The 23205-nt window shown below is 66.8% G+C and carries 20 protein-coding genes; 15 read left to right on the forward strand and 5 right to left on the reverse strand.

The genetic code is table 11. The annotated features are described in order from the left end of the window. Positions 1 to 164: 164 nt before the first annotated feature. Positions 165 to 2924 carry a GGDEF domain-containing phosphodiesterase gene (locus O0J15_RS08005; protein WP_134731944.1) on the reverse strand — a complete coding sequence of 920 codons (2760 nt, stop codon included), beginning with the start codon at positions 2922 to 2924 and terminating at the stop codon, positions 165 to 167. Between the two features lie 130 nt (positions 2925 to 3054). Here O0J15_RS08005 and O0J15_RS08010 point away from each other — a divergent pair, with 130 nt between their 5' ends. Continuing rightward, complete coding sequence (locus O0J15_RS08010) at positions 3055 to 5157, forward strand: PAS domain-containing sensor histidine kinase (RefSeq protein WP_058980052.1); 2103 nt, start codon at positions 3055 to 3057, stop codon at positions 5155 to 5157. A gap of 4 nt (positions 5158 to 5161) precedes the next feature. Beyond that, positions 5162 to 6934 (forward strand): EAL domain-containing protein, encoded by a 1773-nt coding sequence (locus tag O0J15_RS08015; protein ID WP_019659626.1) that lies wholly within the window; start codon positions 5162 to 5164, stop codon positions 6932 to 6934. A gap of 93 nt (positions 6935 to 7027) precedes the next feature. On the opposite strand, the gene O0J15_RS08020 is transcribed toward O0J15_RS08015, so the two are convergent. From O0J15_RS08020 to flgA, 4 genes are all read right to left on the reverse strand, one after another. Continuing rightward, on the reverse strand, positions 7028 to 8248 hold the full coding sequence (locus O0J15_RS08020; RefSeq protein ID WP_019659625.1) for an ATP-binding protein: 1221 nt from the start codon (positions 8246 to 8248) through the stop codon (positions 7028 to 7030). An 89-nt stretch (positions 8249 to 8337) separates the two neighbouring features. Then, entirely contained in the window at positions 8338 to 8676 is a 339-nt protein-coding gene (locus O0J15_RS08025) for a flagella protein (protein ID WP_010485882.1), read from the reverse strand. After that, on the reverse strand, positions 8673 to 8978 hold the full coding sequence (gene flgM / locus O0J15_RS08030) for a flagellar biosynthesis anti-sigma factor FlgM (RefSeq protein ID WP_019659624.1): 306 nt from the start codon (positions 8976 to 8978) through the stop codon (positions 8673 to 8675). Before flgM ends, O0J15_RS08025 begins: the two co-directional genes overlap by 4 nt. Before the next feature lie 75 nt (positions 8979 to 9053). Next, on the reverse strand, positions 9054 to 9710 hold the full coding sequence (flgA, locus tag O0J15_RS08035; RefSeq protein WP_019659623.1) for a flagellar basal body P-ring formation chaperone FlgA: 657 nt from the start codon (positions 9708 to 9710) through the stop codon (positions 9054 to 9056). A 260-nt stretch (positions 9711 to 9970) separates the two neighbouring features. Between flgA and O0J15_RS08040 the strand changes: the two genes are divergently transcribed. The 13 genes from O0J15_RS08040 to O0J15_RS08100 all read left to right on the forward strand — a co-directional run bounded on the left by O0J15_RS08040 (position 9971) and on the right by O0J15_RS08100 (position 23162). Next, positions 9971 to 10915, forward strand: a complete 945-nt coding sequence (locus O0J15_RS08040) for a chemotaxis protein (protein WP_019659622.1) — start codon at positions 9971 to 9973, stop codon at positions 10913 to 10915. Between the two features lie 48 nt (positions 10916 to 10963). Next, a complete protein-coding gene (flgB, locus tag O0J15_RS08045) occupies positions 10964 to 11359 on the forward strand; it encodes a flagellar basal body rod protein FlgB (RefSeq protein ID WP_005409576.1) in 396 nt (131 codons plus the stop codon). 3 nt (positions 11360 to 11362) lie between these two features. Next, on the forward strand, positions 11363 to 11770 hold the full coding sequence (gene flgC / locus O0J15_RS08050) for a flagellar basal body rod protein FlgC (RefSeq protein ID WP_005416461.1): 408 nt from the start codon (positions 11363 to 11365) through the stop codon (positions 11768 to 11770). Positions 11771 to 11793: 23 nt separating this feature from the next. Beyond that, entirely contained in the window at positions 11794 to 12477 is a 684-nt protein-coding gene (locus O0J15_RS08055; protein ID WP_019659621.1) for a flagellar hook capping FlgD N-terminal domain-containing protein, read from the forward strand. Between the two features lie 32 nt (positions 12478 to 12509). Continuing rightward, a complete protein-coding gene (gene flgE, locus O0J15_RS08060) occupies positions 12510 to 13733 on the forward strand; it encodes a flagellar hook protein FlgE (RefSeq protein ID WP_019659620.1) in 1224 nt (407 codons plus the stop codon). A gap of 32 nt (positions 13734 to 13765) precedes the next feature. After that, positions 13766 to 14515 (forward strand): flagellar basal body rod protein FlgF, encoded by a 750-nt coding sequence (locus tag O0J15_RS08065; RefSeq protein WP_019659619.1) that lies wholly within the window; start codon positions 13766 to 13768, stop codon positions 14513 to 14515. Between the two features lie 102 nt (positions 14516 to 14617). Further along, positions 14618 to 15403 (forward strand): flagellar basal-body rod protein FlgG, encoded by a 786-nt coding sequence (gene flgG / locus O0J15_RS08070; protein ID WP_005416457.1) that lies wholly within the window; start codon positions 14618 to 14620, stop codon positions 15401 to 15403. 22 nt (positions 15404 to 15425) lie between these two features. After that, positions 15426 to 16118 carry a flagellar basal body L-ring protein FlgH gene (gene flgH, locus O0J15_RS08075; protein ID WP_019659618.1) on the forward strand — a complete coding sequence of 231 codons (693 nt, stop codon included), beginning with the start codon at positions 15426 to 15428 and terminating at the stop codon, positions 16116 to 16118. A gap of 2 nt (positions 16119 to 16120) precedes the next feature. Next, complete coding sequence (locus O0J15_RS08080; protein ID WP_019659617.1) at positions 16121 to 17257, forward strand: flagellar basal body P-ring protein FlgI; 1137 nt, start codon at positions 16121 to 16123, stop codon at positions 17255 to 17257. Between the two features lies 1 nt (position 17258). Next, positions 17259 to 18458 carry a flagellar assembly peptidoglycan hydrolase FlgJ gene (flgJ, locus tag O0J15_RS08085; RefSeq protein ID WP_308305458.1) on the forward strand — a complete coding sequence of 400 codons (1200 nt, stop codon included), beginning with the start codon at positions 17259 to 17261 and terminating at the stop codon, positions 18456 to 18458. An 8-nt stretch (positions 18459 to 18466) separates the two neighbouring features. After that, the gene (gene flgK / locus O0J15_RS08090; RefSeq protein WP_308305459.1) at positions 18467 to 20347 is read left to right on the forward strand and encodes a flagellar hook-associated protein FlgK; all 1881 of its coding nucleotides are present in this window, start codon (positions 18467 to 18469) and stop codon (positions 20345 to 20347) included. Next, positions 20344 to 21546 (forward strand): flagellar hook-associated protein FlgL, encoded by a 1203-nt coding sequence (gene flgL, locus O0J15_RS08095; RefSeq protein ID WP_308305460.1) that lies wholly within the window; start codon positions 20344 to 20346, stop codon positions 21544 to 21546. Before flgK ends, flgL begins: the two co-directional genes overlap by 4 nt. A 395-nt stretch (positions 21547 to 21941) precedes the next feature. Beyond that, positions 21942 to 23162 carry a flagellin gene (locus O0J15_RS08100; RefSeq protein WP_019659613.1) on the forward strand — a complete coding sequence of 407 codons (1221 nt, stop codon included), beginning with the start codon at positions 21942 to 21944 and terminating at the stop codon, positions 23160 to 23162. The last annotated feature ends 43 nt before the right edge of the window (positions 23163 to 23205 follow it).

The raw sequence follows: 23205 nt of genomic DNA on the forward strand, positions 1-23205 counted from the left end.
TCGCGATCTCTGGCATCGGCGCCGACCAACGGTCGGCACCCACCGTGGCAGGCTCCGGCACTCGCCACTGCAGGTGCTGCAAGTAGAACCACGCCATGCGTGGATGATCGCGAGGTACATGCATCCGTGCCGACCAACGGTCGGCACCTACCAGCGTCGGGTGGTCAGCGCACCAGCACCGCTTCGCCGCTGGCATCGGTGCGCAGCGAAACCGGCTGTGGCTGGCGCAGCCACTGCGCCAGGTCGCGCGGGCTGAGCGGGCGCGAGTACAGGTAACCCTGGATCTCGTCGCAGCCTTGGCGGCGCAGCATGTCTTCTTCCTGGTGCGTTTCCACGCCCTCCGCCACCACCTTCATGCCCAGCGCATGGCCCAGGTGCACGATGGCCTGGGTCACTTCGGCCGTACCGGAGTCGTGCAGCATGCCCTGCACGAAGCTGCGGTCGATCTTCAGGCGCCCCACCGGGAAGCGGTTGAGATAATTGAGGTTGGAGAAGCCGGTGCCGAAGTCGTCCACCGCCAACGGTACGCCGTGCCGTTCGAGCACGTCGAAGCAATGGCGCAGGATGTCGGTGTCACGGATCAGCGCCGACTCGGTCAGCTCCAGTTCCAGCCGTTGCGGCGGCCAGCCATGGGCATGGCAGATCTCGATCACGCGTTCGGCGAAGCCACGATCACGCAGCTGCACCGCCGACACATTGACCGCGATGCGATCAAACTGCAGTCCGGCGCGGTCCCAGGCGGTTGCCTGGCGGCAGGCCTCGTTCAGCACCCAGTCGCCGATGCGCACGATCTCGCCGCACTTTTCGGCAATGGGAATGAACTCGGCCGGGCTGCAGTAGCCAATCCCGGGCCGGTGCCAGCGCAACAGTGCCTCGATCGCCGGTGGCTCACCGTGGTGAGCGTGCAGCAACGGCTGGTAGGCCAGGCTGAACTCGTCGCGCTCGATGGCCCCATGCAGGGCATGCTCGACGTCCAGCCGGCGCTGGATGCGGGCCAATGCGTCCTGGCTGTAGTACTGGTAGGTATTGCGCCCGGCTTCCTTGGCCGCGTACATCGCGGCGTCGGCAGCACGCAGCAGGGAATCAAAGTCGGTCTGCGCATCGCCCAGCATCGCGATGCCGACGCTGGCGCCGACCTTCAACGTGGTCTCGCCACGGCGCAGCGGCTCGGCCAACGAGGCGATCAGCTTGCGCGCCACGTGGCCGGCGTCTTCCGGCTCGGCCAGGTCGCGCAGCACCACAATGAACTCGTCGCCACTGAAGCGGCCGAACAGGTCGTTGTTGCGCAGGTTCTGGTGCAGGCGGGTGGCCGCCGCCTTCAGCAGCGCATCGCCGGTGGCGTGGCCGAAGCTGTCGTTGATGGTCTTGAAGCCATCCAGGTCGATGAACAGCATCGCCAGCGAGGTTCCGCGGTCGCGTGCTTCCTCGATGGCCTCGGCGGTCTGCTCGCCGAGCAGCACACGATTGGGCAGGCCGGTCAGCAGGTCGTAGTGGGCCAGCAGTTCGATGCGTTCGTTGGCTTCGCGCTCGCGGGTGATGTCACGGAACAGGACAACGAACCGCGGCGGCAGGCCGTCACGGCGGTCCAGTTCAATCAGCACCTGCACCCACACGCGCAGGCCGGACTGGCGGTAGAAGCACAGGTCCAGCTGCTCGGGCAGGCCGCCGTTGGCGATACGGGCGAGTGCCGCCTCGAACGCGTTGCGCGAGTCCTCCGTGTACAGCGCCAACGCCTGGTCGAGGGTGATCGGTTCCTTGCGCAGGCCATGGATGCGGTAGCACTCCTCGGTCCATTGCATGCTGCGGGTCTGCACCTCGATCTCGCAGCCGCCGATGCGGCCCAGCGCGGAGACCCGGTTCAGCAGTTCGGTGCGCCAGCGGATCAGCGCATCGGTCTGGTGCTGTTCGGTGATGTTCTGTACCTGGCCGAGCAGGCGCTTGGGTTGCCCGTCCATGTCGAGCAGCGGCTGCATCCACAGGCGCAGGTGCTGCGAAGGCTCATGGCCGCGGGTCAGCTCCAGCTCGAGGTTGGCAGCGCGGCCATCGCGCCATAACCGCCGCCATGCCGCGCGCAGCGCGCCGCGGGAGCGTGGATGCAGCTGCTTCAGCCAACGCCGCTGGCCCGGAACGGCGCCCTGCTCCAGGGCCAGCAGCGAACGCAGTTCCGGCGACCACCAGAAATGCCCGCTGTTGGGATCGAACGACCAGCTGCCCATGCTGGCGATGCGCTGGGCCTCGCTCAGGTGCAGCTGCTGTTCCTGCAGCAGCGATTCGAGCTGCTTCTGCTGCTCGATATCGGTATGCGTGCCGACCATGCGCAGGGGCTGGCCATCGGCGGTGCGCGCGACCACGCGGCCGCGATCCAGCACCCAACGCCACTGGCCATCGGCCTGGCGGAAGCGGAACTGTGCACTGTACTGCTCGCTGCGCCCATGCAGGTGCTCGTCGAGCGCTGCGCGCACCAGGGCGATGTCCTCGCTGTGCACCCGAGCCAGCAGCTCGGTGGCGGTCTCGTCGCCCAGCGCCGGCGTCCGCATCACGCGGTCACTGGGGATGTCCCAGTCCCACAGGCTGTGGCCGGCACTGTCCAGCGCCAGCTCCCAGCGCCCTCCCCCGTCCACCGGCACCGGCTCGGGGATGCTGAGGGTGAAGGCCAGCAGGTTGCCTGCGCCGTCGTGCACCGCACGCAGATGGCCGTCGTAGTGGCCGCGCGGGCCGCCCGGCAGCGTGCAGGCCACGATGCCGCCATCGGCGGCCATCAGGCGCAGATCTTCCAGCATCGGCGCATAGGCCGCCACGGTGGCTGGCAGGCCATGCTCGCGCGCGGCCGGATTGGCCGCCAACGGACGCCCGGTACGGTCGACGATGACCAGCGCCGACGCAAGCGGGTGCTGCAGCAGGCTGGCGATGATCCCTTGGTCCACGCGATCTTGCTCCGGATGACACGCCCGTCAGCGGGGCACGCAGTGGTTAACGGCGCCTGCGGCGGATAATTGAGTGGTCACGGCGTGCTGCGGGGTAAGATGACCAGCGCCCCTGTCACCCGCCTCGTCCATGCCTGCAGAACCGACCGGCAACGCCCCTGTTCCCGACCCGCGGATGGCGCAGGCGCTGAGCCGTGACCGCCGCCGGGTGGTGTTGAGCTACCTGGTGATGGCGCTGGCCTGGATGATCTCTACCGACAGCGTGGTGCAGGCGCTGGTGCCCGATCCGCAGCAGGCGGCACTGTGGCAGGGCCTGAAGGGCTCGTTCTTCGCCCTGGCCAGCGCAGGCCTGCTGTATCTGCTGCTGCGCCCGCTGGCCGAGCATGTGCTGCACACCCACGCGCGCCAACAGGCCTCCGAGCTGCGCCTGCGGCAGATGTTCGAGGGCAATCCCGGCCCGATCCTGGTCTACGATCTGGACACGCTGGCGATCCTCGACGCGAATCCGGCTGCCTGCAGCGCGTTCGGCTGGGAGCGCGGTGACCTTCTGGAGAAGACCATCGACGTGCTGTGGCCGCCCGGCCAGGACCAGGCACTGCAGACCAAGCTGGAGGCGATCCGCGAGGCGCCGCAGGAGCTCTGCATCCTGCGTGCCCAGCTGCAACTGCGTGATGGCTCGCTACGGCAGATGGAGCTGCGGTCCAACGCCATCAGCTATGACGGCCACAACGCCCGCTTGCTGATTGCCATCGACCGCACCGCCGAAGACCTGGCCCAGCTGCGCCGCGACCAGGCGCTGGCCCGGGTCGAGGAAGCCCACGAGCTGGCCCGTATCGGCGCCTGGGAGCTGGACCCGTCCACCGGGCTGGGTCGCTACTCCAACCAGGTCTACCGGCTGCTTGGCCGCCGCCCGCCCGAGGCCCGCCGCTGGCACCGCTTCGACGAACTGCTGGTGCCGGCCGATCCGGCCACTGCCACCCAGACCGAACAGCTGCTGGCCGAACTATGCTCCGGCGAGCCGGTGCAGGTGGACGTGCTGCTGCCCGTCCTGTCGATGGACGGGCGCGCGTTGATGGTGCACCTGCGCGCCGCCAGCGGTATCGATGAAGCTGGCCGTAGCCGCGTGCTGGGCACCCTGCAGGACGTGACCGAGCGCGAGCAGTCGCGTCGCCTGCTGCGCGAGCGCGAGGAACAGTTCCGCGAGCTGGTGCGGGTGCTGCCCGATGGTGTGGTGATCCTAGCCGACGAACACGTGTTGTACGCCAACGCCTGGGCCGCCAGCCTGTTCGGCTATGGCAGCCACACCTTGCTGGGCGAACCGCTTTCGGCACTGGTGGACAGCGCCGATCTGGCCCGCGTGCGCAGCCAGCTGCGTGCGGGCCAGCTGCACCTGGGGCCGGGCCACAGCAGCGTGGTGGCGATGCAGCGCGCAGATGGCCGCAGCTTCCATGCCGGCCTGGCAGTGGGCGAGGTGCGCTATGGCGGCCGCGACTGCAAGCTGCTGATCGTGCGCGATCTCAGTGATTCCGAACGCATCCGCAGCGCACTGGAAACCAGCAACCGCGAACTGCAGGCCATGGCCGGCCGCCTGTTCTCGCTGCAGGAGGATGAGCGCCGCGCGATCTCGCGCGACCTGCACGACGATATCGGCCAGGCGATCACGGCGATCAAGCTGTCTGCCTATGCCGCGCAGGACGAGGACGATCCGCAACGCCGCGGTGAGGACCTGGCACAGATCGTCAGCCTGGCCGATACCACGGTGGCCAAGCTGCGCGACATCTCTACCCTGCTGCGGCCGCCGCAGCTGGACGCACTGGGCCTGGAAGCGGCGCTGAGCTGGCAGGCACGGGTACTGTTCCGTTCCTCGCCGGTGGAGCTGCTGGCCGAGATCGAGCCGCTGCCGCACCGTCCCGACAACAGCATCGAGCAGGCCTGCTTCCGTATTGCCCAGGAAAGCCTGACCAACGTGCTGCGCCACGCCCGTGCCAGCCAGGTACAGCTGCAGCTGCGCGACGTCGGCCAGCGCGGCCTGCACCTGCAGATCCGCGACGACGGCGAGGGTTTCGACCCCGACGGCCCGCGCGGACTGGGCCTGATCGTGATGCGCGAGCGTGCGCAGAGCGTCGGTGGCCATGTACGGATCGAATCCGCGCACGGTGAAGGCACCCTGATCGACGTTCATCTCCCCTACCAGGCAGCCAGCATGGCCGCCGCCGAGTCACCGGACTACTGAGCCTATGTGGAATCCCAACCAGCCCCCGGTCAGCATCGATGATGCGCCTGATCGCCTCGGTGCCGGCAACCCCGAGTTGCAGGTGATGGTCGCCGAGGCGGCCTCGGGCGGTACCGCACTCATGCTGATGCATGTGGACATCGACCACTTCGCCTCTGTCAACGAAAACATGAGCGCCGAGGTAGGTGACCAGGCCCTGGTGCTGGTTGCGCAGCGGTTGCAGTCCTACCTGCGAGGGCGCGGCAAGCTGTGGCGCCACGGCAGCGACGAGTTCCTGATCGCGGTGCCACGCACAGCCGAGGTGCCACTGCCGGAGGATTTCGCCGAGGAAATCCGGCAGCAGATGGAACTGCCGCTGTCGGTCCTGCCGTACACGCTGTTCATGACCGGCAAGCTGGGCGTGAGCCTGTGCCCGGAGCATGCCAGCAACGTTTCACGCCTGCTGGACCACGCCGAAGATGCGCTGTACCAGGCCGCCCGCGAGGGCGGCAACGCGGTGCGCATCCACGCAGTGGACACGCCGCCTAGCGCGCACAGCGAGAGCATCATCGCGCGGCAGATCGTCGATGCCATTCCCAACGGCGAACTGAAACTGCGCTACCAGCCGTTGGTCAGCGCCCGCGATGGCCACGTGGTCGGCATGGAAGCGCTGCTGCGCTGGCAGTCGCCGACGCTGGGCATGCTGGTGCCGGAGCGCTTCATGCGCACCGCCGAGCGGCTGGGCATCATCGTGCAGATCGGCACCTGGGTGCTGGAAGGTGCACTCAAGCAGGCCCGCCTGTGGCGCGACCAAGGCTTCGACGATTTCACCATCGCGGTGAACGTCTCCACCCTGCAGCTGCTGCGGCCGAACTTCTTCGCCGAAGTGATGGGCCTGATCCAGGCCGCGGGCATACCGGCACAGATGCTGACGCTGGAAATCAACGAAAGCGCGCTGACCAACAACGTCAACTTCGTGCATGAGACGCTGGCCAACCTGCGCAACGAGGGCATCAGCCTGAGCCTGGACAACTTCGGCACCGGTGACTCCAGTCTCAGTGCGCTGGTGCGCTACCCGGTGGACAAGCTGAAGATCGACCGCAGCTTCATCAAGAGCGCGCCGGCCGGCAACCGCGAGGCGGCCATCGCCCGCGCGATCATCGCCATGGGCCATCAGCTGGGCATGACGGTGATCGCCAACGGCGTTGAATCGCAGGCGCAGCTTGGCTTCCTGCGTCGCAACGACTGTGATGTGTTCCAGGGCTACCTGTTCGGCGAACCGATGTCGGCCGATGCCGCAGGCATGACCCTGCGCCGCCGCTACCTGCGCCCGGAAGCTTTCGCCGAGACCCGCCCCGACCGCACGCTGCTCTTGCTGGACGACGAAGAGAACGTGTTGCGATCGCTGGTGCGGCTGTTCCGTCGCGACGGCTACCGCATCCTGGCGGCCGGCAACGTGCGTGATGCGTTCGACCTGCTGGCGATCAACGACGTGCAGGTGATCCTGTCCGACCAGCGCATGAGCGACATGAGCGGCACCGAGTTCCTCGGCCGGGTGAAGATGCTGTACCCGGACACGATCCGGTTGGTGCTGTCCGGCTATACCGATCTGAACACGGTGACCGATGCGATCAACCGCGGCGCGATCTACCGCTTCCTGACCAAGCCATGGAACGACGACGAGCTGCGCAAGCATATCCACCAGGCGTTCCGCACGTACGAGGAACAGCGCCGCAGCAACGCCGGACCGGCGCCGGTGGAGAGCGGAGACGGCGGCGAGGACCGCCCGCTGCGGTAACGATCCAGCCTGGTAGAGCCGGCCGCTGGCCGGCTGCTCTGCATGCCGGGTGCAATGAGGTTGCCGGCCAGCGGCCGGCATTACCCGAAGCGGTCAGCGCGGCTGCTTCACCGGCAGCACCACGCGGAAGCGCGAGCCCACGCCCGGGGTGCTGTCCAGGTCGATCCGGCCATGGTGCTTGTTGATGATGCTGTAGGAGATCGACAGGCCCAGGCCCGTGCCACTGCCCACCGGCTTGGTGGTAAAGAACGGATCGAAGATGCGTTGGCGCAGTTCCGGCGAGATGCCACCGCCGGTGTCCTCGAATTCGACCCACACCTGGTCGCCATCGACGCCGGTGCGCACGGTGATCGTGCCGCGCTCGGCGATGGCATGGCCCGCGTTGAGCAGCAGGTTCATGTAGACCTGGTTCAACTCCGATGGCAGGCATTCCACCAGCGGCAGTTGGCCGAACTCGCGTACCAGGGTGACCTTGTACTTGAGCTCGTTCCAGATGATGTTGATGGTCGATTCCAGGCCCGCGTGCAGGTCGACCAGCTTCCACGACTCGTCACGCCCGGAATACGAGAAGTCTTTCAGATCACGCACGATGCGCGTCACCCGTTCGATGCCTTCGCGCGATTCGGCCATCAGCTGCGGCAGGTCGCGGCTGATGAAATCGATGTCCAGGCGGTCACGGATGTCATCGATCTCCGGGATCAGCGCCTTCGGGTCCGGCGCACGCAACGCGCGTTCGTAGGCTTCGATCACGGTGAACAGGCTGCGCAGGTACTCCTGCAGGCTGCCCAGGTTTGAGTGCACGTAGCCGATCGGATTATTGATCTCGTGCGCGACGCCGGCAGCAAGCTGGCCGATCGAGGCCATCTTCTCAGATTGCAGCAGTTTCTCCTGGGTACCGTTGAGCCGCAGGTAGGCCTGGCGCAGCTCGGCGTGGCGCTGCTGCAGTTCTCGCTCGTAGTCTTCCTGTCCTTCGATATGACGGAACAAGGCCAGGAAGTGCCCCTGCCCCACTGGGCCGTGGTGATACAGGTGGGCGATGACCACGCCCTCGCCCAGCGGCAGGCTGCCGTTCCAGTGACCATGCTGGCGCGCGTGTTCCAGCGCATCGGGGGGCAGCAGCTCGCGAAGCCGCTGCGGGGGCGGCAATGCACCATCCTCACCGCTTGCCAACAGGTTCTGCGCGGCTGGATTGGCCAGCGCAACCTGCCCGTCTTCGGTGAACAGCAGCAGCCCTTCGCGCAGGCGCTCAAGCAGGGCCTGCAGTACCGGCTGTGGCGGAAGGGGGGCGGTAACCAGGGCGTTGGCAGCGGACACGGCGACTCGGGGGCATTCGAACAGACGCCCAATATACGCGCTCGTGCAGCGGGCTTCAGCCCGCGTGATGGGGTTGTTCGACCGCCGCCTCAGGCGACGGCGAGTGGGCGGCGCGCTGTGACGGTGTGCGCCTGCCCCTTGGCATCGTAGGCCGAGGCATCTTCGGTGCGCCCGAGCTGGCGCAGGGCCCAGTTGACCTCGCGGCGCCGGCGCGACAGCAGCACGCCGTTGGCGCGGTTGCGTTCGGCCAGTTCCTGCAGCTGCTCGCCTTCCCCGACCGGCGGCGCGCCTTCCAGCGCACGCAGCGCTTCCAGCTTGGCGCCGGTGGCCCGGATCAGGGCGTGCACGTCGTGCTCGACCAGGGCCTGGCGTTCAACGTCCAGGGCCTGGGCAAGACGCTGCAGCGGCTCGCTCATCGCCGCAGTCATCCGTGCAGCTGCTGGTCCAGCTCGAGCATGCGCGATGCGATCGCGTCCGGATTGATCTTGTAGGTGCCGTTCTGCAGCGCCTCGCGCACGGCGGCCACGCGCTGGGCGTCGATTGCCGGGGCGGTGGTCAGCTCACGCTCGATTGCCTGCAGATTGGTGGCCTCGCCGGTCAGGCGCAGGCTGTCGGCCGCCTCGACCGGGCGTGCCGCCGCATCGGTGCTTACACCGGGCTTGTTGGCCGGGGTCGTCACGCTGCGCAGGGCCTGGGGGACCTGCAGGTTGCCGTCGATTTTCTGGCTCATGGGGTGTCCTGGAGTTGCCGTTCACATGGGATAACGGCCGCAGGGCCGTGATCTTTAGGGATATTCTGCGGTAATTCAACGCGCCACGATTACGTCACCGGCGGCGTCGACCGTGCCCTGCACGATCCGCCGCGAGGACAGGTTCTCGACCGAGACCCGCTCGTTCTCACCCGCGTCACCCATCGCACGGCCTGCAATACGGACCTCGACCGAGCCGCGACGCGAGACCAGCGCCACATTGTCTCCTCGCTTGATGAGACGCTGCACCACCAGATCGTTGCTCGACAGCAGGGCCCCGGCCTGCAACGGACGGCGGGCGATGCGGCCGATCGCTGCGTTGGGATCGGCCAGCACCGCACCGGCAATCCGGGCGGCATCACGCTGGGCAGTGGTGATATCGGCAGCGGTAAGGGTTTCTCCAGTACCGATTCCGCGGTTGAGCACCAGCACGGTCTGGTTGCGCCGCACTTTCACTGGCACGAACAGGCGCCAGCCACCGGCGTCGGGACAGCTGACTTCCACCGTGGTGTTGGCGGTGGGCTGCACCTGCAGCGCGCCGCCACACTTGGGCAGGCGCAGCGCATCGGCCACCTGCGCCTCCCCCTCGCTCCCGGCAGGCAGCGTCGACAACGCCGCCGCGCGGATGCTGGCAACCGGCTGCCACTCTGCAGCGGCTGCCCATGGCGCGGCTGCGGCGAGCACGATGGCGAATAGAGGTGTGACCCGGCGCATGGCGCCTCCTGTCGATGGAATCTGGCCCTGGTGCGTGCAAGGGGTGTGCCAGAGCGCCGGGACCCGTTGATCGGATCCGGGATGGGGATGCGACCGGATGGGTAGAGTCGACTGTCAGTCGACTTTCGCGCGAAGCACGGGGTTTTCCGTGATCGCATCGAAGAGCGGTCGACTGGCAGTCGACTCTACAAACGTGGTGCGGACCGCGCAGGCGGCAGAGCGCCCTCAAGTTTGGCGCCCACCCCGCCGATACAGCAGCCATGTCCCATGACCTGCTCAACCGGATCGACCAGCGAACCCGACTGGCCGGCCACAACCGCCTGGCGCTGCTGTTGTTCCGTCTCGGCGGACGTCAGCTTTTTGGCGTCAATGTCTTCAAGGTGCAGGAAGTCCTGCGGCGCCCGGAGCTGTTCCAGGTGCCCGGGTTGCCCAGCCAGTTTGCCGGCGTGGCCGACGTACGCGGCCGCTCGGTGCCGGTGCTCGACCTGGGCCTGGCCATCGGCCACCCCGAGCGTGAGCCTGACGCGGACACCTCGCCTGGCTACCTGGTCGTCACCGAATTCAACCGTTCGATCCAGGGCTTCCTGGTCAGCGGCGTGGAGCGCATCGTCAACATCGCGGTGGAAGACATCCACCCGCCGCCGGAACTGGGTGCCGAATCGAGCTACCTGACGGCGGTGACCCGCTTCCAGGGTGAGCTGATCCAGGTGATCGACGTTGAAAGCGTGCTGGCCGATATCGCCCAGGTACGCGGTGATGCCGTACTCGATCCAGCAATGGCAATGCCTGCCGATGGCCCGCAGCTGCAGGTGCTGGTGGTGGACGATTCGCGCGTGGCCCGCCAGCAGATCCGCAGCGTGCTGGACCAGCTGGGCGTTGGCGCCACCCTGCTTTCCGATGGCAAGCAGGCGCTGGACCATCTGCTGCAGATCCACGCCTCGGGCGAGAACCCGGCCGAGCGCTATGCCATGGTCATCTCGGACATCGAAATGCCGGCCATGGACGGCTATACGCTGACGACGGAAATCCGGCGCCACCCTGGCCTTGCCGGCCTGTACGTGCTGCTGCATACCTCGCTGTCGGGCGTATTCAACAACGCGATGGTCGAGCGCGTCGGCGCCAATGCCTTCGTCGCCAAGTACTCGCCGCACGAGCTGGCTGACTTCGTGCTGGACCGCCTGCGCAAGGTCGCGATGGCGGCGTAAGGCCGCGTCACGGGTCTCCGCCGGGCAACGTTCCCGTGGGAGTGCACCGTGCGCAACCTGATTACCGACTACCTGGGCGTCCACGCCCAGGCCATGCCGTTGCGCGAACAGCGGATGAAGCTGATCGCCAGCAACCTCGGCAATGCCGATACGCCCGGCTACAAGGCCCAGGACCTGGACTTCGATGCCGCCCTGCGCCACGCCCAGGGGCAGGATGCCAACGGCCTGATGGCCACCACCCATGAGCAGCACTACGAAATCAGTAGTGGCCTGAATCCGTTCCAGATCGCGCGCGAAGGCGTGCAGCCCAGCCTGGACGGCAACACCGTCGATCCCGATGCCGAGCGTGCCGCCTATGGCCGCGCCGCTCTTGAGTACCGCGCCTCGCTCAGCTTCGTCGAGAGCAAGGTGCGTTCCATGCTGACCGCGATCACGGGGCAATAAGCCATGAGCAACCTGCCGATCTTCGATATCGCCGGTTCCGCGCTGCAGGCGCAGTCGGTGCGCATGAGCACCATCGCCTCCAACCTCTCCAACGCCGACACCGTCGCCGGTTCCGCCGACGCCGTGTACAAGCCGCTGGAACCGATCTTCCAGGCCGTCACCAGCAAGAACGATCCGAACATCACCTCGGTGAAGGTGAAGGAGATCACCCAGAGCGAGGCCGCGCCGATCAAGCGCTACGAGCCGGGCCACCCGCTGGCCGACGCCGATGGCTACATCTACCAGCCCGACGTCGACCCGGTGGCGCAGATGGTCAACCTGATCTCGACCTCGCGCAATTACCAGGCCGGCGTGGAGATGTTGACCACCGCCAAGGAACTGGCCCTGGCCACCTTGACCATGGGCCGCTGAGGCCCGCAGTACCGGATACCGCCATGACCACCGCCGTCAACAACCAGACCAACCAGGACGTCTATACCGCACTTGGTCTGAACGCCCCGAACAGCAACGCCACCAAGAAGAAGAACACGCTGGACCAGGCCGATTTCCTGCGCCTGATGACCGAGCAGCTGCAGCACCAGGACCCGCTGAAGCCGATGGACAACACCCAGATGGTCGCGCAGATGGCGCAGATGTCCACCGTGCAGGGCATCACCGATCTGAACAAGACGGTGAAGGGCTTCCAGGAGTCGATGGCCAGCGACCAGGTGCTGCGTGGCGCGGCACTGGTCGGCCACCAGGTGCTGGTGCCGTCGGAAAAGCTGGTACTGGAGAAGGAGGGCAGCGTCGAAGGCACGGTGGCCGCGCCGTCGGCCGGCATCATCACCGTGGACATCACCGATGCCAACGGCGCCAAGGTCACCTCGCTGAGCGTGGAAGCCACTGCCGCCGGCGAAACCGCCTTCCAGTGGGACGGCAAGGACGCCAACGGCAAACGCATGGAGCCGGGCAAGTACTCCATCGTCGCCAACCATGTCGATACCGCCGGCAAGAGCACCAAGCTGTCCACCTACGTGCAGGCGCCGGTGGAAAGCGTGACCGTCGGTTCCGACGGCCTGTACCTGAACCTCAAGGGCCTGGGCACGGCCCCGATCGACTACGTGCTCCGCGTCAGCTGAGCCGCACATCCCGCATCAACCAGGAGCATCCCATGGGCTTCAATGTCTCGCTGTCCGGCATCAATGCCGCCAACACCGACCTGAGCGTCACCGCCAACAACGTCGCCAACGTCAACACCACCGGCTTCAAGCAGTCGCGCGCCGAGTTCGCCGATCTGTTCGCCTCCACCAGCTACGGCCTGTCGAAGAACCAGACCGGCTCGGGCGTGCGCGTCTCCAACGTCGCCCAGCAGTTCATCCAGGGCCACAACGAGCAGACCGGGCGCAGCCTGGACATGGCCATTTCCGGTGAGGGCTTCTTCACCATGAACATGAACGGTTCGCGGGTGTATTCGCGTGCCGGCAACTTCCAGACCGATTCGGCCGGCTACGTGGTCAATCCGCAGGGTGCGCGCCTGCAGGTGTTCGCACCGAATGCCGATGGCACCAACTTCGACGCCGGCCGCCTGGTCGACCTGCAGCTGCTGACCACCGACAGCCCGCCGAAGCAGACCAGCGAAGTGAAGGTCGGCTTCACCCTGCCGGCCAACGCCAAGCAGCCGACGGTGGCCACCTTCGACCCGGCCGATTCCAACAGCTACAACCATTCCAGCGGCGGCATCACCGTGTACGACTCGCTGGGCGTGAGCCACATCCAGGTCTCGTACTTCGTCAAGGGAGCCAACCCCAACGAATGGACCGTGCACAACTATGTCGATGGCCAGCCCGCTGGCACCCCGACCGCGGTCACCTTCGACAACAGCGGCAAGCTGACCGCCCCGGCCAACGGCAAGGTCGGCCTCGGCACGTTCACCCCCACCACCGGCGCCGGCCAGCTGAACATGACGCTGGATATCAACGGCTCGACCCAGTACGGCGAGAAGTTCGCGCTGCGCAACACCCAGCAGGACGGTTATGCCGCCGGCAAGCTCAATGAAATCACCGTGTCCGAATCCGGCGTGGTCTACGCCCGCTATTCCAACGGCGACGACAAGCCGCTGGGCCAGGTGGCGCTGACGACCTTCAACAACACGCAGGGCCTGGAATCGAAGGGCAACAACCTGTGGGTCGAGACCTTCGAGTCGGGCACGCCGCGCACCGGCATGCCCGATACCTCCAACCTCGGCAAGATCCAGGCAGGTTCGCTGGAAGCGTCCACCGTCGACCTCACCGAGCAGCTGGTCAACATGATCACCGCGCAGCGCAACTTCCAGGCCAACGCACAGATGATCACCACCCAGGACCAGATCACCCAGACGGTCATCAACATCCGTTGATGACCCGCTGACCCTGTCACGGAACTCCCCGCATGGATAAAGCCCTTTACGTGGCGATGACCGGTGCCCGCGCCTCCCTGCAGGCGCAGGGAACGCTCAGCCACAATCTCGCCAACTCGGACACCCCCGGCTTCAAGGAAGCGCTGGCCAACACCGAAGCCTTCCCGATCCGCGGCCCCGGCTTTGCCTCGCGGGTGGATGCGCTGCACGTCGACGCTGGCTTCAACCGCACGCCCGGCGCGCAGCACATCACCGGCAAACCGCTGGACCTGGCGCTGCAGAGCGGCACCTGGCTGGCAGTGCAGGCCAGCGATGGCAGCGAGGCGTATACGCGCGGCGCGGCCTTGTCGGTCACCCCCAATGGCCAGCTGGTGACCTCCGGCGGCCGCACGGTACTGGATGACAACAACAACCCGATCGCCATTCCGCCCTACCAGGCGATGGAGATCGGTGCCGACGGCACGATCTCGATCATCCCGCAGGGTGAAGGCCCGCAGACCATGGCGCAGATCGGCCGGATCAAGGTGGTGCAGGCACCGGACGAGCGCCTCGAGCGCGGCCTGGATGGCCTGTTCCGCAATACCGACCCGCAACAGCCGTTCGCACCGGCACAGGGCACCGCAGTGCACAGCGGCCAGCTGGAAGGCAGCAATGTCGATGCGGCCGGGGCACTGGTGCAGATGATCCAGCTGCAGCGCCAGTACGAAATGCAGGTGCAGGTGATCAAACACGGCGACGAAAACGCGCGCAGCGCCAACAGCATGCTGCGCCTGGGCAGTTGACGGAATTCCGGCGCCGGCTGATGCCGGCGCTGGCACACCGCTTGCACACCCGCATACAAGGGCCGCACCACGCGGCCGGTTTCACCAGACAGGACATCGAAGATGAACCAGGCATTGTGGATCGCGAAAACCGGACTGGATGCGCAGCAGATGCGCATGTCGGTGGTTTCCAACAACCTCGCCAACACCAACACCACCGGCTTCAAGCAGGACCGTGCCAGCTTCGAGGACCTGCTGTACCAGCAGGTGCGCCAGCCGGGCGGCTCTTCGTCGGCGCAGACGCAGCTGCCGACCGGCCTGCAGCTGGGCACCGGCGTGCGCGTGGTAGCAACCGCCAAGAACTTCGAACAGGGTGGCCAGCAGCAGACCGGTCGCGCCCTGGATGTGATGGTCAACGGCCGCGGCTTCTTCGAAGTGCAGATGCCCGACGGCAGCTCGGCCTACACCCGTGATGGCTCGTTCAAGATCAACCAGGACAGCGAGCTGGTCACCAACAGCGGCTACCCGGTGCAACCGGGCATCCAGATTCCCGAGGGCGCGCAGTCGGTCACCATCGGCAGCGACGGCACCATCAGCGTGAAGATGGCCGACAACGCCGCGTCGGTGGAAGTCGGTGCGCTGACCCTGACCGACTTCGTCAATCCGGCCGGCCTGCAGGCGCGCGGCGAGAACCTGTTCCTGGAAACCACGGCCTCGGGCCCGGCCCAGAACGGTAATCCCGGCCTGAACGGCCTCGGCACCGTGGTGCAGGGGGCGCTGGAAGGCAGCAACGTCAATGTGGTGGAAGAGCTGGTGTCGATGATCGAAACCCAGCGCGCCTACGAAATGAATGCCAAGGCGATCTCCACCACCGACTCGATGCTCGGCTATCTCAACAACAAGATCTGACCGGCCCAACCGGGAAACCGCCATGTCGCCCATTTCCAACTTTGCCCGCACTGCCCTCGCCTGCACCGTGGCCGCCCTGCTCGGTGGCTGCGTGATCGCGGGCGACGTGCGCCCCTACCCGGCGATGGCGCCGATCCAGCCGATCATGCCGCCGCAGGCCGCGCCCACCGCCGGGGCGATCTATGCCGCCGGCCCGACCCTGCAGCTGTATTCAGACCGCCGCGCACGCGATGTCGGCGACCTGCTGACCATCACCCTGCTGGAAAGCACCACCGCGCAGACCAGTGCAAACACCGCCACCAACAAGGAGTCCAACCTGAGCCTGGGCAGCCCGAGCATCTTTGGCGCGCCGGTCACCCTGGGCGGCAAGGACATCCTCAGCGCCAGTGCGGAAGGCAAGCGTGATTTCACCGGCAAGGGCAACAGCGCGCAGAGCAACCGCCTGCAGGGCAGCGTTACGGTCACCGTGATCCAGCGCCTGCCCAACGGCAACCTGGTGGTGCAGGGGCAGAAGAACCTGCGGCTCAACCAGGGCGATGAACTGGTGCAGGTGCAGGGCATCGTGCGCCCTGGCGACATCAGCCAGGACAACACCATTCCCTCCAGCCGCGTAGCCGAGGCCCGCATCGTCTACGGCGGCCGCGGACCGGTCGCGCAGTCCAACGCGATGGGCTGGCTGAGCCGCTTCTTCAATTCCGGCCTGACGCCGTTCTGAGTATGGCCATGAAACTCCTCCCCTCTTCTTCCTGGCAGCGCCGCGTGGCGTCGTTCGTCGCGCTGATGCTGATGGTCGTGGCAGCCCCGGCCAGCGCCGAGCGCATCAAGGACCTGGCCCAGGTCGGCGGCGTGCGTGGCAACGCACTGGTTGGCTACGGCCTGGTGGTCGGCCTGGATGGCAGCGGCGACCGCACCAGCCAGGCGCCCTTTACCGTGCAGAGCCTGAAGAACCTGCTCGGCGAGCTGGGCGTGAACGTGCCGCCGAACGTCAACCCGCAGCTGAAGAACGTGGCGGCGGTGGCGATCCACGCTGAACTGCCGCCGTTCGCCAAGCCCGGCCAGCCGATCGACATCACGGTGTCCTCGATCGGCAACGCGGTGTCGCTGCGCGGCGGCTCGCTGCTGATGGCCCCGCTGCGCGGGGCCGACGGGCAGATCTACGCCATCGCCCAGGGCAACCTGATCGTGGGTGGCTTCGGTGCGCAGGGCAAGGATGGTTCCCGTGTCTCGGTGAACGTGCCCAGCGTCGGCCGTATTCCCAACGGCGCCACCGTGGAGCGTGCCCTGCCCGATCCGCTGGCCAACGGCGGCGACATCACCTTGAACCTGCACAACAACGATTTCACCACGGTCTCGCGCATGGTCGCCGCGCTCAACAACGCCTTCGGCGAAGGTGCGGCACGCGCGATCGATGGCGTGACCGTCGCGGTCACCGCGCCGACCGACCCCGGCGCACGCGTCGGCCTGCTGGCGCGCATCGAGAACCTGGAACTGACCCCGGGCAGCGCCCCGGCCAAGGTGGTGGTCAATTCGCGCACCGGCACCGTGGTCATCGGCCAGCAGGTGCGCGTGGGACCCGCGGCGATCTCGCACGGTTCGCTGACCGTGACCATCCAGGAAAACACCAACGTCAGCCAGCCCAATGCCCTGTCCGGCGGCCGCACCGTGGCCAGCCCGCAGTCCACCATCACCGCCACCAACGACGGCAGCCGCATGTTCAAGTTCAGCGGCGGCACCACCCTGGACGAGATCGTGCATGCGGTGAACGCCGTAGGTGCGGCACCGGGCGACCTGATCGCGATCCTGGAAGCCCTGAAGCAGGCCGGCGCATTGAGTGCCGAGCTCGAGGTGATCTGACATGCGCATCAATCCCGCATTCGACCTGCACCCGGCGCAACAGAACGATCCGGCAAGGATCGACAAGGTGGCGCGCCAGCTGGAAGGCCAGTTCGCGCAGATGCTGGTCAAGAGCATGCGTGACGCCAGCTTCGGCGACTCGCTGTTTCCCGGCGAGAACAAGATGTTCCGCGAGATGTACGACCAGAAGATTGCCGAGGCGATGACCCGCGGCAAAGGCCTGGGCCTGTCCAGCATGATCAGCCGGCAGCTGTCCGGCCAGGCCGCCGATGGCTCGGCGCTGGATACCCGCGTGGATCCGGCCAAGGCCAGCCGTGCTTACCAGCTCAATGCACCGGCCAGGCCGGCACCGTCGATGCCACTGGAAGACGGCAGCCAGGCGGTGCGCCTGCTGCAGCAGATGGCCGCCGGTGCGCAGCACGGTGCGCAGGCGGCAGTGGCGCCGATGGAGCAGGCCCTGGATCTGATCGCCGGGCGCGAGAGCAGCAGCATGCACCGCTCGCTGGGCACCGACGATCCGTACATCGGCAGCCTGCAGGGCGAGGACTGGGCCGCCAACAGCGACCAGTGGTCGGCCACCGCCAGCAACCGCGGCACCGCGATCAGCCCGGCCGATGCGATGGCGACCCGCACCGCTGTCGCCCAGCTCGGCGAGCACACCCCGGAAGGCTTCGTCGCCAGCATCTGGCAGCACGCGCAGCGTGCGGCCAAGGAACTGGGCGTGGATGCCCGCGCCCTGGTCGCCCAGGCGGCGCTGGAAACCGGCTGGGGCAAGCGCCACATCAAGCATGCCGACGGCAGCACTTCGCACAACCTGTTCGGCATCAAGGCCAATGGCTGGAACGGCCAGCGCGCCGTAGCCGGCACCCATGAATATGTCGATGGCGTGCGCCGCAACGAGACCGCCAGCTTCCGCGCCTACAGTTCGCCGGCCGAGAGCTTTGCCGACTACGTGCGCCTGCTGAAGACCAGCCCGCGCTACCAGCAGGCCCTGCAGGCCGGCACCGACGTGCAGGGCTTCGCCCGTGGCCTGCAGCGCGCCGGCTATGCCACCGATCCGCGCTACGCGGCCAAGATCGCCGCGATCGCCGGCGGCCCGACCATCGAGCGCGCCGTCGCCGCCGTGGCAGACGCCGGCTCGCGCCTTGGCCAGACCTTCGCCAGCACCGCGACCGCGGCGCTGGGTATCACCCGTCGTTGAGGAATCCCATGTCCAGCGTACTTTCCACCGGTACCGGTGCCCTGCTCGCCTTCCAGCGTGCGTTGGCGACCACCAGCCACAACGTGGCCAACCTCAATACGCCCGGCTACAGCCGGCAGAAGGTCAACTTCGCCACCGCCGATCCGCAGAACTATGGCTACGGCACGGTCGGCAACGGTACCCGCATCACCGACATCCGCCGCACCGCCGACCAGCTGGCCATCTCGCGCCTGCTCGACAGCAGCGGTGAACTGGCGCGCCTGAAACAGCTTTCGGGCATGGCCGACCGGGTCAACGCGCTGTTCTCTGATGCGGCCACGAATGTCTCTGGTGTGTGGTCGAACTTCTTCGACTCGGTCAGTGGCCTGTCCTCCAATGCCTCCGGCACGGCCGATCGCCAGAACATGCTCGATGGCGGCAAGGCCCTGGCCAACCGCTTTGTGCAGCTCAACACCCACCTGAACAACCTCAACAGCGAGGTCAACAACGGCCTGCTGGCCGGTGCCACCGAGGTCAACCGCCTGGCGCAGGAGATCGCGCAGATCAACGGTGCGATCGGCACCAACATCGCCACCGCCGCGCCCGACCTGCTCGATCGGCGCGACCAGCTGATCACCCAGCTGATCGGCTACACCGGCGGCACCGCGGTGATCCAGGACGGCGGCATCATGAATGTCTACACCGCCGGCGGCAACGCGCTGGTGGTGGGCACCACCGCGACCAAGGTCACCACCGTGGCCGACCCGTACCAGCCCGAGCGCCTGCAGCTGGCCCTGGAAACGCAGGGCAACACCATCCGCCTCGACCCGAAGGCAGTAGGCGGCCAGATCGGCGGCCTGATGGAGTTCCGCGACACCGTGCTGACCCCGGCCCAGGCCGAACTGGGCAAGTTGGCTGTCGGCCTGGCCGAGACCTTCAACCAGGCCCACCACCAGGGCGTGGACATGTATGGCCAGCTCGGGGGCGACTTCTTCAACATCGGCAACCCGCGCGTCACCGCCAACAACGCCAACACCGGCACCGCCAGCCTCAGCGCCACCTATGGCGACCTGGGCAAGCTGGACGCGCAGAACGTGGTGCTGCAGTTCGATGGCAGCAACTGGAAGGCCAGCCGGGCCGACACCGGCGCCAGCGTTCCGCTGGCCGGCACCGGCACCGCCGCCGATCCGCTGGTGATCAACGGCGTCACGCTGGTCGTGGGCGGCACCCCCGCTGCCAACGACCGATTCCTGCTGCAGCCCACCGCAGGCGTCGCCGGCAGCATGGAGATCGCCATCACCGATCCGTCCCGGATTGCAGCCGCTGCCGCGGTAAAGGGCGCCGCCGCGACGGCCAACACGGGCACCGGCAAGCTGAGTGGCGTGACCGTGACCGATTCGAGCAACGCCAACCTGCGCAATCCGGCCGCGATCGTGTTCACCTCGGCCACCACCTACACCATCGATGGTGGCCCGCCGCAGACCTACACGCCCGGCCAGACCATCAGCGCCAATGGCTGGAGCTTCGTGCTGGACGGTGCGCCGAAGGTCGGCGACACCTTCAACATCACCCCGACGCCGGCCGGCTCCTCCGACAACAGCAACGCCTCCAGGCTGGCCAAGGTCGAGAGCGCCAAGGCCTTCAATGCCGGCACGGTGACGCTGAACGGCGCGCTGGGTGGCCTCACCACCCAGGTGGGTGCTGCGGCCCGTTCGGCCGAGTACTCGCTGGAAGCGCAACTGGTGATCAACGACAAGGCGCAGGAAGCGCGCGATGAAGTGTCCGGCGTCAACCTGGACGAGGAAGCGGCCGACATGCTGCGCCTGCAGCAGGCCTACCAGGCCGCCTCGCAGCTGATCTCCAGCGCCGACAGCATGTTCCAGACCATCCTGGGAGCCGTCCGCCGATGAGCAGCCGCATCTCCACCAGCATGATGTACAACCAGTCGGTGTCGCTGATGATGGCCAAGCAGGCCAAGCTCAGTCACCTGGAGCAGCAGATCGCCACCGGCAGCAAGATCGTCTCCGCAAAGGACGATCCGGTCGGGGCCGGCGCAGCGGTCGGACTGGACCGCAGCCTGGCCGCACTGGAACGGATGAAGCTCAACGCCGGCAACGTGCAGAACCGGCTGGGCGTGCAGGAAAACACCCTGGCCCAGGTCAATGATCTGATGGGGCGCGTCAACGACCTGACCATCCAGGCCAGCAACCCCGCCCTGAGCGCGTCCGACAAGAAGACGCTGATCACCGAACTGAACCAGATCCGCGACGGCCTGCTGTCGCTGGCCAACGCCGAGGACGGCACGGGTCGCTATGTATTCGGCGGCACCAACGACGGCGATCCGCCGTTTGCCAGGATCAATGGCAAGGTGGTCTACCGCGGTGACCAGACCCAGCGCCAGATCGAGGTCGGCCCCGATACCTACGTGCGCGATGCCCTGCCCGGCAGCGAAATCTTCATGCGCATCCCCACCGGCGATGGCTTCGTCGATGGCGCCGCTGCGGCGGGCAACACCGGTAACGGCGTGCTGACCAACATCACCCGTGATGGCAGCGACAGCTGGAACGGGCAGTCCTTCAGCATCCGCTTCTCCGCTGCCGACCAGTACGAGGTGCTGGATGGCGCCGGCAACGTGACCGGCACCGGCACCTTCAAGGCAGGTGACAACGTGGAAGTGAACGGCGTGCGGCTGCAGATTACCGGCGCGCCGGCAGCGGGCGACAGCTTCAACGTGAAGCCGGCGAGCAGCCGCGACATCTTTGACACCATGGACAAGCTGATCGCCGCACTGGATGCCGACACCGGCACCACCGCGAAGATGAGCGCCCAGCAGAACGAACTGCAGAGTGCATTGCGTGACGTGGCGCGCGCGTCGGAGCGGATGATCGATTCGCGTGCGGCCGGTGGCGCGCAGCTGAAGGCACTGGACAACGCCGCCGACATGCGCGAAGCCAACAGCGTGACGCTGAAAACCACGCTGTCGCAGATGCGCGACCTGGACTACGCCGATGCGCTGAGCCAGTACCAGTTGCAGAGCACCGCGCTGCAGGCGGCACAGACGATCTTCTCGCAGATGCAGTCGATGTCGCTGTTCAACAAGATCGGCTGACAGCGCCCCCGCCTCAGCCCCGAAAGGCCGCGATGCTTGCATCGCGGCCTTTTTCGTTTCCGTGGCCCGTCGCCGCGAAGCATTCCAGACAGCGCTCGGCGGATTTTCCGTGATTGCCCATCAAGCCCGGCCCCACCCCGCCGATACCTTCATCAGCGCTGGTTGGGCCTGCCCAACCGCCCCTTCCGGGTGCGCCTACACGCCCCTTCGGGGTTGGAAAAACCCGGAAAAACAGCCTCCGGCAACGAATTACGACTTCAACGGAATTCACGGCTAAAGGTTGTTGACAAAGCGCCGTTATTCATTTGGCAACGGCGAAGCACACAGCCACACAAAAAAACAGGCGGCGCTTCGCTTCATTCACCAACGGGTTCCATATAAGAGGAGACGACCCCATGGCACAGGTAATCAACACCAATACGATGTCGCTCAACGCTCAGCGCAACCTGAGCACCAGCGGCAGCTCGCTGGCCACCACCATCCAGCGCCTCTCGTCCGGCCTGCGCATCAACAGCGCGAAGGACGACGCGGCCGGCCTGGCCATCAGCGAGCGCTTCACCACCCAGATCCGTGGCCTGGACGTGGCTATCCGCAACGCCAACGACGGCATCTCGCTGGCCCAGGTCGCCGAAGGCTCGCTGAACGAAGTCGGCAACAACCTGCAGCGCATCCGCGAACTGGGCGTGCAGGCCTCCAACGCCACCAACTCGGCCAGCGACCGCAAGGCGCTGCAGGCCGAAGTGACCCAGCTGGTCTCCGAAATCGACCGCGTGGCCAAGCAGGCCGACTTCAACGGCACCAAGCTGCTGGATGGCAGCTTCACCAGCCAGCTGTTCCAGGTCGGCGCCAACGCCGGCCAGGCCATCGCCATCAACAGCGTGGTCAACGCCAAGGCCGATTCACTGGGCGCGGCCACCTTTGCCAACGGCTACACCGGCACCAGCCTGGCCGCCGCCGACAAAGCCACCGCCGACACCACCTACTCGGGCCTGCAGGTCTCGGTCACTCCGCCGGGTGGCACCGCCACTACGGTCACCATCAGTGACTTCACCGTGAAGGCCGGCGAATCGATCACCTCGGCCACCGCGGCGGCGATCAACAACAAGCTGGGCGAAACCGGCGTGGTTGCTTCGGTCAATGCCGGTGTCATCAGCCTGGCGTCGGTCAAGGATGGCCAGACCTTCGCCCTGGGCGTCAGCGCCGCAACGCCGCCGACCGGCGTCACCGCCGCCACCCTCGCCGGCCTGGGCCTGACCGAGACCAGCACCAACGGCGGCACCCTGACCGGTGCAGCGGTCAGCTTCGTCAAGGACCTGAACGTCACGACCGCCGAGGGCGCGCAGAAGGCGATGTCGATCGTCGACAAGGCCCTGGAGTCGGTCAACAGCGTCCGCGCCGACCTCGGCGCCATCCAGAACCGCTTCACCTCGGTGGTGGCCAACCTGCAGACCTCCTCGGAGAACCTGTCGGCCTCGCGCAGCCGCATCCGCGATACCGACTTCGCCAAGGAAACCGCCGAGCTGACCCGCACCCAGATCCTGCAGCAGGCCGGTACGGCCATGCTGGCCCAGGCCAACCAGGTACCGCAGAACGTGCTCAGCCTGTTGCAGCGCTGACATGAGCCGCCCCCGGGGCACGTCGGGGGCGTCTAACCCAACT

It is taken from the genome of Stenotrophomonas sp. Sm10, from assembly GCF_030985515.1.
GTDB classification, from domain to species: Bacteria; Pseudomonadota; Gammaproteobacteria; order Xanthomonadales; family Xanthomonadaceae; genus Stenotrophomonas; species Stenotrophomonas hibiscicola.

Excerpts from the sequence above, each read along its gene's own strand:
- flgH (WP_019659618.1), top strand. The coding sequence starts at position 15,426 with ATGTCGCCCATTTCCAACTTTGCCCGCACTGCCCTCGCCTGCACCGTG.
- flgK (WP_308305459.1), top strand. The coding sequence starts at position 18,467 with ATGTCCAGCGTACTTTCCACCGGTACCGGTGCCCTGCTCGCCTTCCAG.
- O0J15_RS08025 (WP_010485882.1), bottom strand. The coding sequence starts at position 8,676 with ATGACTGCGGCGATGAGCGAGCCGCTGCAGCGTCTTGCCCAGGCCCTG.
- O0J15_RS08010 (WP_058980052.1), top strand. The coding sequence starts at position 3,055 with ATGCCTGCAGAACCGACCGGCAACGCCCCTGTTCCCGACCCGCGGATG.
- flgL (WP_308305460.1), top strand. The coding sequence starts at position 20,344 with ATGAGCAGCCGCATCTCCACCAGCATGATGTACAACCAGTCGGTGTCG.
- flgJ (WP_308305458.1), top strand. The coding sequence starts at position 17,259 with ATGCGCATCAATCCCGCATTCGACCTGCACCCGGCGCAACAGAACGAT.
- flgA (WP_019659623.1), bottom strand. The coding sequence starts at position 9,710 with ATGCGCCGGGTCACACCTCTATTCGCCATCGTGCTCGCCGCAGCCGCG.
- O0J15_RS08055 (WP_019659621.1), top strand. The coding sequence starts at position 11,794 with ATGACCACCGCCGTCAACAACCAGACCAACCAGGACGTCTATACCGCA.
- O0J15_RS08065 (WP_019659619.1), top strand. The coding sequence starts at position 13,766 with ATGGATAAAGCCCTTTACGTGGCGATGACCGGTGCCCGCGCCTCCCTG.
- O0J15_RS08040 (WP_019659622.1), top strand. The coding sequence starts at position 9,971 with ATGTCCCATGACCTGCTCAACCGGATCGACCAGCGAACCCGACTGGCC.
- flgC (WP_005416461.1), top strand. The coding sequence starts at position 11,363 with ATGAGCAACCTGCCGATCTTCGATATCGCCGGTTCCGCGCTGCAGGCG.
- flgM (WP_019659624.1), bottom strand. The coding sequence starts at position 8,978 with ATGAGCCAGAAAATCGACGGCAACCTGCAGGTCCCCCAGGCCCTGCGC.
- flgE (WP_019659620.1), top strand. The coding sequence starts at position 12,510 with ATGGGCTTCAATGTCTCGCTGTCCGGCATCAATGCCGCCAACACCGAC.
- O0J15_RS08015 (WP_019659626.1), top strand. The coding sequence starts at position 5,162 with ATGTGGAATCCCAACCAGCCCCCGGTCAGCATCGATGATGCGCCTGAT.
- flgG (WP_005416457.1), top strand. The coding sequence starts at position 14,618 with ATGAACCAGGCATTGTGGATCGCGAAAACCGGACTGGATGCGCAGCAG.
- O0J15_RS08080 (WP_019659617.1), top strand. The coding sequence starts at position 16,121 with ATGGCCATGAAACTCCTCCCCTCTTCTTCCTGGCAGCGCCGCGTGGCG.
- O0J15_RS08100 (WP_019659613.1), top strand. The coding sequence starts at position 21,942 with ATGGCACAGGTAATCAACACCAATACGATGTCGCTCAACGCTCAGCGC.